We start from the raw sequence: 12,809 nt of genomic DNA on the forward strand, positions 1-12,809 counted from the left end.
CTTATATGTTACCTGATTGTTTGTGTAATGATTTTCTGCGTAAATCTATCCTTTCCGCAAAGGGCAGAAACGGTTCAGGCAGCAGCAAACGGGTGCAAAATCCACTTTTTGACACTGCAGGATAACACTGATGCCATATTGCTTGAGTGCAATGGTAAGTTTGGCATGGTAGATTCCGGTGAGGACAGTGATTATCCAAACGGCAGGGATTCCAGGTATCCGTTTCGTGAGGGAACTGTGAAAAGAAAGGGCTTTGAGGGAGAGGTTCTTTCTTATATGCATTCCGTAGGTGTCACAAAAAACAATTTTGAATTTTACATAGGCACACACCCTCACAGTGACCATATCGGCTCTGCCGATGAGGTGATCTATGAATTTCATCCTAAAAGAGTATATATTGAGAAATACTCTGACAGTGACATTACAGACAGTTCCCGTCTATGGGATAACCTTTATGTGTATGACCATATGGTTAAGGCTGCAAAAGATACAGGGGCTACTTTAATTCAGGCATTTAGAAAAGATGCGCCTCTTTATCCGGAAACAGTCACTCTGCGCGGCACAATCCTTTTCCCTCAGATTACGGAAACAGAACCTGAAGAAAACACTGATGCAGATAGTACAACAGAAGAGGCCCCCGATCAGGACACCGATCCTTCTGTCCAGGATGAAGATACATCCCATCACTCCCAGGAAACACCTGGTGAACCATCAGAAAATGAACCGCCGGCAGATGATCCGGAAACACAGGACAATACTTTTAATGAAGCAGAAAATGATGAAACACTGGAAGCTTCTCCTCAGGAAAATTCTGACCAGGCCCAGCCGGAAACTGCAGATTTGAACCAGGATACCTCCAATCAGAGTGGAGAAGATTTACCTGATTCTGATACCTCAGCTGATACAAAACAGGATACGCTTCCGGACGCTGAACAGCCAGATGTATCTATGCCTGCAGACAATGCCATCGATTCATCAACAGGTAAAAGTGAGACCAACATGGCTGTGCAGGTAAAAGGACCAGATTCTTTCTCTATAACTGTCAGCTATACTTCCAAAGATAAAGATACTGATGTGCCAAAACCGGTAACAATATCATCGGATTCCAGCTCATCAGCTGGTTCCATAACAAAAATCAGCGATAATCTTTGGACATATGAGTTCAAAAACCTGCAGAAATATGATAATACAAAAAAAGAATTAAAACTTTCTGTTGTAATCACTGCAGATGGTTATAGCTTTTCCCCGATAGAAGGAGCTACCCCATATGATTTTATAGGTGAAGCTAACTCTGTAAATGCGCTGTCAGCTCCTATTGCAGAAGGTGACAGCAAAACAGCAGAAGACCTTGCGGATGATCCTGAAATCGAAGCCATCCAGGAAAACAGCGGTACGGACGATGAATCACTTGAGGAACCTGAGAATATTGAATCGGATAATATGACGACATATGATATTCCTGCCACAGACCAAGTAGATCCCAATCATCCTGATGACCCTATGAACAGCAAAGCCTACGCAGGAGCTGCACCTGCTCAAAGCGGAATCTACGAAGATGAGATTGGTGCAGAATCCACACCGGTATTTTATCTGGGCGGAAAAAACGGAATGAAACTGGAAATCATGAATTACGGTGTTTCCCGTCCCAAACAGGATGCCAACTATTTTAGCCTTGGTGTAAAAGTAACGGCTGTTTCTACTGGAAAAACTGCTTTCCTGGCTGCTGATATCAACAATTTTAATGGAACAGAAACACGCTTAGCTAAAACACTCGGCCATGTGGACCTTTTAAAACTCGGACACCACGGTTCATACGGTTCCAATACCTATACGTATCTAAAAACTTTGTCACCGAAAATTGCTGTTATGACCGGAAAGTTTGATTATGTCACTAATAATACAATCGGAAGTGAAATAGGAACACTGGATACTCTGCTTGAAATGTCCAAATCAGGCATGGAATTATATCCAACGGCATGTTATTCTTCTTTTACCAGAGCATTTGTAATCAATCTGGATAAAAAGCTCAGCAATAATATACCTAAAAACAAATCCGTTGTTGCAGTGACGGACTTTCCATCACCGAATGTCAGAATCCATTACCGCAATGGTTTTCCATCTGTATATACCGGCTGGGCTCAGTCTGCTGACAAAGACTGGTATTACTTTGAAAATTCACGCAATGCATCTTCCGGAAAATGGATAAAAAATTCTGCAGGGCAATATTATTATCTGAAGCCCAGCGGTGTAATGGCCATAGGCTGGGTAGTGGTAGGTAATCATTATTACTATATGGATTCTACCGGTGTGATGACTACCGGCTGGCAAAAAGACAAGGGAAAATGGTATTATATGAATTCTTCCGGCCAGATGATCACCGGCCGCCAGAGAATTGGTCAGGACTACTATTACTTCTCTTCTTCAGGTGCTATGGCTGCTGACCAGTATGTAAACGGACAATACTATGATGCTTCCGGCAAATGGCGCCCTGACTTTGCAGATTCCAATTGGATGCAGAATTCTTCCGGATACTGGTATCGTTTTGCGGATGGAAGTTATCCCCAAAATGCGTGGCTGAGTATTCATGGAAGCTGGTATTACTTTAACTCTTCCGGCTATATGGCAACCGGATGGCTGAAGGACGGCGGAAAATGGTATTATCTCGGTACCGATGGTGCAATGAAAACAGGATGGTGGGAAATAAACGGTACCTGGTACTATTTAAACAGTTCCGGCGCTATGCTCACAGGACTTCAGACTATCGGCGGTCAAAAGTATTATTTTAATTCTTCCGGTGCCATGCTCACCGGGTGGTACAAGCTGAAAAACAAATGGTATTATTTTAAAGGAAACGGTGCTGCCGCTACCGGATGGTATCAGGTTGGAACAACGTGGTATTACTCAAACGGTTCCGGCCAGATGATCACTGGATGGATCAATTCAGGAGGGACATATTATTACCTAACCGGTTCCGGTGCTATGGCAACTGGCTGGCTGCATCTTGGGAACACATGGTATTACTTAAATGGTTCCGGTGCTATGCTCACCGGTTGGATTGAACTGGGTGGTACCTGGTATTATCTGGACAGAAATGGCTTTATGCTCACTGGTCTGAGAACTATAAATGGCCAAACGTATTATCTCAGTGCCTCCGGTGCTATGCTTACCGGCTGGGTTTCATTAAATGGCAAATGGTATTATTTCCATGGCAATGGTGCAGCTGCTGTTGGTTGGAATTATATTAATGGCAGCTGGTATTATCTCAACAATGACCGCGTCATGGTTACCGGCCTTCAAAATATAAATGGAGGCAAATATTATCTAGACGGTTCAGGAGCTATGCGAACCGGATGGCTGCAGTTAAACAACAAATGGTACTATTTCAATATAAACGGCGCTGCTGTCAGCGGTTGGAATTATATCAATGGAGCCTGGTATTATCTCAACAATGCCGGTGTTATGGTCACTGGCCTGCAGTCTATAAATGGACAGAGATACTATCTGGATGGATCAGGCGCCATGCACACCGGATGGCTGCAGTTAAACGGAAAGTGGTATTATTTCAACAGCAGCGGAGCTGCCGTATCCGGCTGGAATTACATCAATGGTGCTTGGTATTACCTGAATCCCAAAAACAATATGATGTATGCTAACACCTGGACGCCTGACGGCTATTTTGTAAATGCCAGCGGTGCATGGACAGGACAAAGAAGATAAACAAAAAACAGATGCATGATAGAATTCATCCTATCATGCATCTGTTTTTTTAAAGCTTTTTAAGATTTTTAATCATTTTTACTAAATCTTTCCCATAGTTTTCGGACGCTGCCCAACCGCCTCCATTCGGATTATCTGGTATTCCCAACCATTCCACATAAGGCGCTGAATTTCGTTCTACATATTCAAAACGGACATCTACACATTTATTTTTCAATTTTGCAGTAGACGCATACGCTTTTAAATGCTGAACCTGTGCACGAATCCCTGTGCGTACATCTTTAAAGGAGTTTCCTTTCACACCTCCGCCCGTTGCACCAAGGCCGGCAAAGTTAAACTGTTTGATAGAAACATCTCCGCCAAACTGTAACCAGCCGGTTTCTTTCATGGCCTGGCAAAAAACCACCTCAGCTTTTATGCCTTCTGCATTTGCCTCCTCCAATACAATTTTGGCAAAAGTTTTTATATCTTTGGCGCCTCCTTTGGAAAGATCTTTTGATGGATATGTACATTTAGACTGCTTGAAATACTTTACCATCTGATCCACAGTCACACTGCTGTCGCCTGCTATTTTATATAAATTTTTTGTATTTGTACTTGAATTGCCAGAGTTACTGCTGGATGAATTATCGTTTTTTTTTGCGTCTGGAATCCAGGCACCGGAGCCATTCAGATAATATTCTTTACCACCCACTGTTATCCAGCCGGTTTTCATCACTCCGTTCTTATCACAGTAGTACCAGGTTCCTCCCAGGTTCAGCCAACCAGTCTGCACTGCACCGCTGCCATTGCTGTAATACCATTTATTGTTTACCTTATACCAGCCGGTCAGCATCGCTCCATTCCCTGGTGCTAAGTAATATTTAGCCCCTCCGACTGTAGTAAAACCTTCTGCCATAGCTCCGCTGCCAGTCAGATAATACCATGTTCCTCCCAGATTCAGCCAGCCTGACTGCATCACTCCACTTCCATTGCAGTAATACCATCTTCCGTTTGCCTTAAACCAGCCTACTCTCATAGCTCCATTACCCGGATTCAGATAATACCAGCCATTTCCAATATAATTCCAGCCCTCCGCCATAGCTCCGTTGCCCAGAAGGTAATACCAGGTTCCTCCCAGATTCAGCCAGCCGGTACGCATAGCCCCGCTTCCATCACAATAGTACCACTTCTTATTAACCTTAAACCATCCGGTACACATGCTGCCATTTGACGGATTCATATAATACCAATGACTTCCGACTACTATCCAGCCTTCTGCCATAGCCCCGTTCCCGGATAAAAAGTACCAGGTTCCTCCAAGATTCAGCCAACCGGTCTGCATCGCTCCGCTTCCGTTGCTGTAATACCATTTCTTTCCTACTTTATACCAGCCGGTCCGCATTTTCCCATCCGAAGGATTCAGGTAATACCAGGCACCGCCTATGGCATTCCATCCTTCTGCTCTGGCTCCATTTCCCAGAAGATAATACCAGGTTCCTCCAAGATTCAGCCAACCGGTCTGCATCGCTCCGCTTCCGTTGCTGTAGTACCATTTCTTTCCTACTTTATACCAGCCGGTGCACATTTTACCGCTGCCCGGTTTCATGTAATACCAGGAACCACCTACAGAAATCCATCCCTCTGCTGCGGCTCCATTTCCTGACATATAATACCATGCACTGCCAATCTTATGCCAGCCGCCTTCCAGCATGGCACCATTGCTCTGTAAATAATACCGTTTTCCATCAATTTTCTGCCAGCCGGTCTGCATAGATCCGGAGGCATTCAGATAATAGTAACTGCCATTGATCTTTTGCCAGCCGGTCAACATATGTCCGCTGCTGTTCAGATAATACCAGGTTCCTCCCAGATTCAGCCACCCGGTCTGCATCACTCCGCTTCTATTTAAATAATACCAGACATTGTCTATCTTCTGCCAGCCGGTCTGTTTCTTACCGCCTACATAGTAATAATATTTGCCTCCTACCTTTCGCCATTCACCTTTTGACTCTGGTACCGGCTCGTATGTCTCACCGCCTGTTTCAATACCGAAATACTGGGCGATTCCGTATGCATCCGCCTTTGCCAGGTTTTTCAATGAAGCTTCATTGTTAAGATACTTTTTATCCGCTTGTCCTGTCAAAAAAGCATGTTCAACTATAATTGCCGGTATTCCTGCTTTCTGACCGCCTCTTATTATGGCAAAGTAGTCTGCTTTACTGCCGTCAGGATAAACACTATCATTAGAATCCTGCTCTTTTAATCCTCTATCGTAGAGTCCCAGAGAAACCAGACGTTTCAAAATATTGTTTGCCACTTTATGGGCATTTTCTGCAACTTCTGTATTATACCGTCCAGTGCGTGGTACCAAAACCTCTGCGCCATGAGCTGTCTCATAATCAAAAGCATTCAGATGAAGACTTACTAAGAGATCTGCATGTTTATTTGCAGCAAAGTCCACTCTCTCATTTAATGTCATATTAATGGCCTTTGATGCTCCTACCGTATCATGTGTCATATATACTGTGATATTAGAGTACTTTCCCAGCTCTTTTTTCACGTAATTGGCGATTTTCATAGTCAAGTCTGCTTCGACAAATTTCGTACCGTCACCGAATTTATGATCAGCTCCCGGATCATAACCATTTTTGTCAACAGTACCATGACCGGGATCCAGCACGACAATGTAGTGATCCTTCTTTTTAGGTTCTACAGAAACCGCAGCCGGTATATCTGTATCATCGCCCAAAGAAAATGCCGCTATTTCATTGGAAGCTGCCTGTCCCAACTGATTATTCTCAGTTATTGCATCTTTGATATCATCTGAAGAAATACCGCTTTCATCTGCTGAGATAACACCCTTCTCTACCTGCTCTGCTGTCTGAGCATCAAGACCAGCCTCTTCATTTTGACTCTCCGTTATAGTCTGGGTAACTTCTTCCGCTCCCATCTCTATCTGAGCCATCTCTTCTTCTTCCTGGCTCAGAGAAATATTATATTCCTGTCCCCCGGCAACAGCCTTCATGGACACAAACTTTCTTTCCTGCCCCTGCTGCGGCAGCTCCAGTAAGAACGCTGCAATATTTTCTGCCAATTCCTCTGCATCTGCTGTATGTAATTCCCCATTACCATCCTGATAGGTAATCTGAGCACTTTCCAATATGGTAGAGGATTGATCTCCCACTTCTACGATAACAGACTGATGAGCGTCATCTTCCTGCGTAAAGATATAATTACAAACCAAAGAAGGTGTTTCTGTCTCTGCTTTCTCCCCTTCTGTTATTACATCTACTTCTGAATCCGTCTGCACATCATCTGCATTTGGAGAATTCTCATCGTCCTGGACTTCATTTTTTTCGTCCTGACTCTCGGCTTCATCATTTACATTCTGCGGATCTTCTCCCTCTGAAGCCGGTTCTTTCCCTTCATCTTCTATTCCTTCCTCTGCGGCTGGCTCCTTCTGGCCTGTCTGCTGTTCCTCCTCAACTGCCTGTGTACCTGCTCCTGCTGAAACTGATGCATCCGCGCCATATACTGGTGTATACAAACTCATCAGCATGGCCAGAACCAACAGATATGACAGGAGCCTTTTCCCTGCTCTTTTCATTCTTTACCCCTTTTCTGTTTGTGTTTCTTGCAAACTTATTAATTTTATTAAGTAATTATTAAATATTATACAATAATACTCTAAAGAAATCAATGGAATACCAGTTTAATGTTTCCTTTTTTTTTACTTTGTGCTACAATGATTATGTTTTTTAAGAAATTGGCGTTTGTATTGATAAGTTAAAGGAGTTTTTCATGATTGATTTTAATGTTCCGCCTTATGTTGGAAAAGAAATGGATTATATAAAAGAAGCTGTCATGAACCGTAAAATATGCGGTGACGGTGACTTTACAAAGCGTTGCAGCAACTGGATGAAAGACAAGTTCAGCGTAAATCAGGTCTTTCTCACAACTTCATGCACACATGCCCTAGAAATGGCTGCCGTATTATCAGAAGTCACCGCGGGAGATGAGGTCATTCTTCCTTCCTACACCTTCGTATCCACTGCTGATGCCTTTGTACAAAGAGGCGCATCCCTTGTATTTGTAGATATCCGTCCGGATACCATGAATATTGATGAAACATTGATAGAGGACGCTGTCACCTCCAGAACGAAAGTCATCGTTCCTGTCCATTATGCAGGTGTCTCCTGCGAGATGGATACCATTATGGACATTGCTCAAAGGCACAAACTGAAGGTTGTTGAAGACGCTGCTCAAGGTTTTTCTTCCTATTATAAAGGAAAAAGTCTTGGTACCATTGGGGATTTTGGATGTCTCAGTTTTCACGAGACAAAAAATCTAAGCATGGGCGAGGGCGGCGCACTCTTATTCCAGGATACTGCCTATCAGGAAAAAGCGGAAATCTTAAGAGAAAAAGGTACTGACCGCAGCAAATTCTTCCGCGGTCAGATAGATAAGTATACCTGGCAGGATTATGGGTCATCCTATCTTCCCAGCGATATGAATGCGGCTTATCTGTGGGCTCAGTTGGAGATAGCAGATGAAATTCAAAAAGACCGCATGGATAGCTATGAATTTTACGACAATGCATTGAGACCTTTGGCTGATATGGGTTATCTGGAACTGCCTTATGTACCTGCTGAATGTGAACATAATGCCCATATGTATTACATAAAGCTTTCCGATCTGGAAGAAAGGACTAAATTCATCACCTATCTGAAAGAAAACGGGATTCTAAGTGTTTTCCATTATGTTCCTCTTCACACTGCTCCGGCAGGTATCAAATATGGCCGCTTCGCCGGAGAGGACAAATACACTACTAAAGAAAGTGAGCGACTGGTCAGACTCCCCATGTACTACCATCTTACATTAGAAGATAAAGAATATATTGTGGATACTATTTTCAAATATTTTCATCAATCACGATAAATTAAAATCCTGTCTTGAAAAAAGATGCGGCTCGGTCTCTACATGAAACCGGCCGCATCTTTTATCCTAAAGTATAGATAAAAATACCTGTTATAATGATCAGATTTCCAATCAATTTCCCTTTGCTGAACTTTTCTTTCAATATAAAATAGGATAGAAGCATAACAAATACATAACTGAATGTATCAATCACAGAGCCATATTTCATATCAACTCCAGTAAACGCATATGTATTCAGAAGAAGGACACCCCCAAAGATTCCATATGCAGTAATGACTCTCCAATTCAGGTATTCATAGATTGGATGGCTATATTTTCTATTTGCACTCTGTTTTAATAAAAGTTGTGAAAATGCAGTAAAAAAAGTACCGCCAAAAAGTATCAACATATATTTATTCATATTTTTGCACCACCAATACTCCAATTAATACTACTAACAGTCCAATCACATTTTTAATTGACAGTACTTCACCAAAAATTAAAACTGCCCATATTTGTGACCAAATCAGATAGACACTTTTGTTCGCATATGCAACACTTAATTCAAATTTTTGAATATTTTTCTGCCATGCCAACGCATAAATGAAACAATCCAAAAGCATAAGGAAAAAGAAAAAATACAATTTTATTCCCCAGATGCCATTTTTATTAAACTCTATAGATGCCATTTTTGTAAACACAGGAGTAAAGGAGAATATCATAATACTGATATGCAGAAAAATATAATCTTTTATCCTGCTGTTTTTAGAAACAGCCATTTACACCCCTTCTTTCTTAACATACTTTCTGTACACATCTCTAATATTGCACAGCTTTTTTTATTATAACACCCTTCTTCTTCCGGAACAAGTCTATTGAAACCCCTGTCGTAAAATGTTATAATAGGCCAGGTGGCTGCTGTCATTTTATAAAATAGAAGAAAAGCAGTCCTGGAGGTAAATAATTATGAGTTTATATTCAATCGTTGTTCCTGTATATAATTCAGAAAAGACATTAGAAGAATTATATACTCGAATCCGTGATGTGTTTGACCATACAATGAAAGAAAACTTTGAATTGATACTAGTAGATGACAGTTCCCGGGACAACTCGTATGAAGTAATGGAAAAACTTCATAAAGCGGATTCCCGGGTTAAAATTATTCAAATGGCAAAAAATTTTGGTCAGCATCCTGCTCTTCTCTGCGGGTTTTCTTTTGCAAAGGGCGATTTTATCATCACTATGGATGATGATCTTCAGCATCGCCCGGAAGAAATCCCCAAAATGGCTGCTGCTATAAACGAACGTGACGATGTGGATGTAATAATCGCTAAATACGAAAACAGAAAGCACAATTTCATCCGGAAGTTGGGTACTAAAATTTCGATCTATGCAACATCCAAGATGCTCAATAAAGATCCCAACCTTGAAATCACAAGTTTCCGGCTTATGCGGAGATTTATTGTAGAAGCCATCCTGAATACGAATACCCATCTGCCGCAGATTGGTAATCTTTTGGTACAAAGCAGCAACCGCATTATCAATATCCCTGTTCAGCACGATTCGCGTAAAGTGGGACGCAGTAATTATACGTTCCGTCATCTGGCAAGGGACTTGATATATGATATTACATCAAATTCTGCATTTCCTTTAATTTTAGTGAGAGATTTGGGGATTTTCAGTTTTATCATAAGTATATTGCTGGGTTTGTTTTATCTGGTCCGCTATTTTATCTATGGTGTATCTGTAGAGGGCTGGACAACACTTGTCCTGCTCATACTGGCCTATAACGGCATTATACTATTAGCCATAGGTATTATCGGTCAATATTTAATGAACATATTAAATGAAGCTAAGAAAATGCCTAATTATGTAATACGCAAAAAAGATTTGTAATATTGTTAGATTCGAGGAAAATAGATCATGAAAGAAATTGGCGGTTATCTGGAATTAGAAGAAATGTCTGGAGAAGAATATTATCCTGACCTTATCAAACTTAATCTCGGCCGAAATGCACTTGTTTTCGCTCTGGAGCAGTTACACATTAGGAAACTGTGGCTGCCTCTTCTTCTCTGCGATTCCGTAACCTCTGTATGTAAAAATTCTAAAATAGAATTGGCTTGGTATCATATTCAAAAGGATTTTTCACCTGCACTGCCTCTAAAAAAAATGGACACCGGTGAATATTTGTATCTTGTAAACTATTATGGACAATTTTCTCAAGAACGCTTGTTGGAACTTCAGAATATTTATGGCAATATATTATTAGATAATACCCATGCTTTTTTTCAAGAACCACTGGGTACGATTCCTGTCTTATATTCCTGCAGAAAATTTTTCGGATTGCCGGACGGTGCCTATTTGTCCCTTGGGCAACAGAAACATTCTACTATAGATATACTTCCTGAAGACAGCTCTGCCGAACGTATGCAGCATATTCTCGGCCGGTATGAACACTCAGCCTCTGAGTATTATTCATCAATGCTGAATACTGCACATAATTTATGCAGTGAGCCCGTCAAAAGGATGTCACGATTAACACAAAATCTATTAAAAGGTATTGACTACCAGCGGGTATGTAATATTCGTAATGCAAATTATGCGACTCTCAGTGAGGTTCTGGATTCTGAAAACCAACTGACTCTTATTCCGCAAACAGGCCCCTTTGTTTACCCTCTTTACTGTCGGGACGGTATCCGTATGCGAAAAAGACTGGCTGAAGAAAAAATTTTTGTTCCGACTTACTGGTCGAATGTCATACAGGAAATGCCAGAAAAAAGTTTGGACTACGACTATGCAGCAAATATACTTCCTCTTCCCTGTGACCAGCGTTATGGTACGGAAGAAATGGAGCGGATCCTAATTGTTTTAAAACGATTGATGAAAGGTCAGAAGGACATATGATGAAGCAGAGACTGTTAATTTTGGGTTCATTAAGAGAATTTGTCCAACTCATTCAATTGGCAAAATCCCGTGGAATTTATACAATAGTATGCGATGGTTATCCAGACAGTGAGGGCAAAAAATATGCTGATAAAGCCTATGACATCGATGTGGGCGATACGGACCGGATTGTTTCTATCTGTCAGCTGGAGCGAGTTGACGGAATTATCACATCCTTCTCAGACTATTTATTTGAATGCATGGTGAAAATTGCAAACAAGGCCGGACTGAAATGCTATTTTTCTCCAGAAAAACTGGATTATTATCGAAACAAAGATATCATGAAACAGATGTTCCGCCAGCTTTCAATCCCAACTGCTAAATATGTCCGGCTATCCAGTGATTTTTCAGATTCTTTACTAGATGATATGGAATTTCCTGTAGTAGTAAAGCCCATAGATAAATATGGATCCCGGGGTATCCTGGTCCTTTATTCTGTGGAAGAAATCAGGAAGTATTATGATTTCATCTGCGCAACATCTGAAATCAAGGAAATTTTGGTAGAAGAATATAATGAAGGTTATGAATTCAACATGATGAGCTGGGTTCTGGACGGAGAGGTGCATGTGATCAGCATCGCAGATCGGGAAAAGACACCGGTTTGTACAAATGACATACCAATCAGCACCCGTAATGTTTATCCCTCCCGCCTGATTCATAATGTATATGACGAAGCAAGAAATATTTTGCAAAAAGTCGCAAATTATACCGGGCAAACCAGCGGTGTACTATCTATGCAGTTCTTTTGGTCACCCGGTGAACCTGTATCCGTCTGTGAAGTTGCTGGCAGATTCTTCGGCTATGAGCATGAGCTTGTAGATTACTGCTGTGGACTCAAGGTGGAGAATTTGCTGTTGGATTATTTATATGACGATACTTCACTGAGGAATACCTTAAAAAAGCATACACCTTTTTTCGAAAAAAACAGTGCTGTTCTATATTTTCACGGAAAAAATGGTCTGATGGTTGACAACCAGGAGGCAGCATCCCAACTATCGAATATGAAGGGCGTAAAAGACTCCTGGCTTTTTTACAAACCAGGCGAACGGATAATCCCACATGGTGTCAATCCTTATGCAGTCCGCTACTATATATCAGACGGAACCAGAAAAGAAATAGATCGAATGACAAGGTATATATACAAACACATTTCTATCACCTCAAAAGATGGTGAAGAGATCCTTTATGAAAATGAAATTCCCAAATATCCCGAATTATAATTTTATCTTAATAAAAACAGCCGTCAGGTT

At 41.4% G+C, this 12,809-nt stretch carries 8 protein-coding genes; 5 read left to right on the top strand and 3 right to left on the bottom strand.

Annotation, left to right across the window (positions count from 1 at the left end; genetic code table 11):
* Positions 1 to 108: 108 nt before the first annotated feature.
* Positions 109 to 3,717, top strand: coding sequence for a hypothetical protein (locus tag V8Q34_RS24540; RefSeq protein ID WP_335836501.1), 3,609 nt, complete (start codon positions 109 to 111; stop codon positions 3,715 to 3,717).
* Between the two features lie 49 nt (positions 3,718 to 3,766).
* Here the strand turns inward: V8Q34_RS24540 and V8Q34_RS24545 are convergent, their stop codons facing one another.
* A complete protein-coding gene (locus V8Q34_RS24545) occupies positions 3,767 to 7,306 on the bottom strand; it encodes an N-acetylmuramoyl-L-alanine amidase (protein WP_335836502.1) in 3,540 nt (1,179 codons plus the stop codon).
* Positions 7,307 to 7,500: 194 nt separating this feature from the next.
* Between V8Q34_RS24545 and rffA the strand changes: the two genes are divergently transcribed.
* Positions 7,501 to 8,637, top strand: coding sequence for a dTDP-4-amino-4,6-dideoxygalactose transaminase (gene rffA / locus V8Q34_RS24550; RefSeq protein WP_033143046.1), 1,137 nt, complete (start codon positions 7,501 to 7,503; stop codon positions 8,635 to 8,637).
* Positions 8,638 to 8,698: 61 nt separating this feature from the next.
* Here rffA and V8Q34_RS24555 read toward each other — a convergent pair whose 3' ends face one another.
* Both V8Q34_RS24555 and V8Q34_RS24560 read right to left on the bottom strand, forming a co-directional pair.
* Positions 8,699 to 9,037: an EamA family transporter gene (locus V8Q34_RS24555; RefSeq protein ID WP_033143045.1), complete on the bottom strand. Its 339-nt coding sequence runs from the start codon at positions 9,035 to 9,037 to the stop codon at positions 8,699 to 8,701.
* On the bottom strand, positions 9,030 to 9,395 hold the full coding sequence (locus V8Q34_RS24560) for a transporter (protein ID WP_033143044.1): 366 nt from the start codon (positions 9,393 to 9,395) through the stop codon (positions 9,030 to 9,032). The genes V8Q34_RS24555 and V8Q34_RS24560 overlap by 8 nt, the downstream gene beginning before the upstream one ends.
* 187 nt (positions 9,396 to 9,582) lie before the next feature.
* Here V8Q34_RS24560 and V8Q34_RS24565 point away from each other — a divergent pair, with 187 nt between their 5' ends.
* Genes V8Q34_RS24565 through V8Q34_RS24575 form a run of 3 tightly spaced genes read left to right on the top strand, consistent with a single transcriptional unit; the run spans position 9,583 to position 12,779 of the window.
* The gene (locus tag V8Q34_RS24565) at positions 9,583 to 10,512 is read left to right on the top strand and encodes a glycosyltransferase (protein ID WP_033143043.1); all 930 of its coding nucleotides are present in this window, start codon (positions 9,583 to 9,585) and stop codon (positions 10,510 to 10,512) included.
* A gap of 27 nt (positions 10,513 to 10,539) precedes the next feature.
* Positions 10,540 to 11,520 (top strand): hypothetical protein, encoded by a 981-nt coding sequence (locus V8Q34_RS24570; protein WP_033143042.1) that lies wholly within the window; start codon positions 10,540 to 10,542, stop codon positions 11,518 to 11,520.
* The gene (locus V8Q34_RS24575) at positions 11,517 to 12,779 is read left to right on the top strand and encodes an ATP-grasp domain-containing protein (protein ID WP_335836503.1); all 1,263 of its coding nucleotides are present in this window, start codon (positions 11,517 to 11,519) and stop codon (positions 12,777 to 12,779) included. Before V8Q34_RS24570 ends, V8Q34_RS24575 begins: the two co-directional genes overlap by 4 nt.
* Positions 12,780 to 12,809: the final 30 nt, after the last annotated feature.

Source organism: Blautia sp. JLR.GB0024 (genome assembly GCF_037000545.1).
GTDB lineage: Bacteria > Bacillota > Clostridia > Lachnospirales > Lachnospiraceae > Blautia > Blautia celeris.

Bases quoted from the DNA above. Each gene is read 5' to 3' on its own strand.
- V8Q34_RS24570 (WP_033143042.1), top strand. From the start codon at position 10,540: ATGAAAGAAATTGGCGGTTATCTGGAATTAGAAGAAATGTCTGGAGAA.
- V8Q34_RS24575 (WP_335836503.1), top strand. From the start codon at position 11,517: ATGATGAAGCAGAGACTGTTAATTTTGGGTTCATTAAGAGAATTTGTC.
- V8Q34_RS24565 (WP_033143043.1), top strand. From the start codon at position 9,583: ATGAGTTTATATTCAATCGTTGTTCCTGTATATAATTCAGAAAAGACA.
- rffA (WP_033143046.1), top strand. From the start codon at position 7,501: ATGATTGATTTTAATGTTCCGCCTTATGTTGGAAAAGAAATGGATTAT.
- V8Q34_RS24545 (WP_335836502.1), bottom strand. From the start codon at position 7,306: ATGAAAAGAGCAGGGAAAAGGCTCCTGTCATATCTGTTGGTTCTGGCC.
- V8Q34_RS24555 (WP_033143045.1), bottom strand. From the start codon at position 9,037: ATGAATAAATATATGTTGATACTTTTTGGCGGTACTTTTTTTACTGCA.
- V8Q34_RS24560 (WP_033143044.1), bottom strand. From the start codon at position 9,395: ATGGCTGTTTCTAAAAACAGCAGGATAAAAGATTATATTTTTCTGCAT.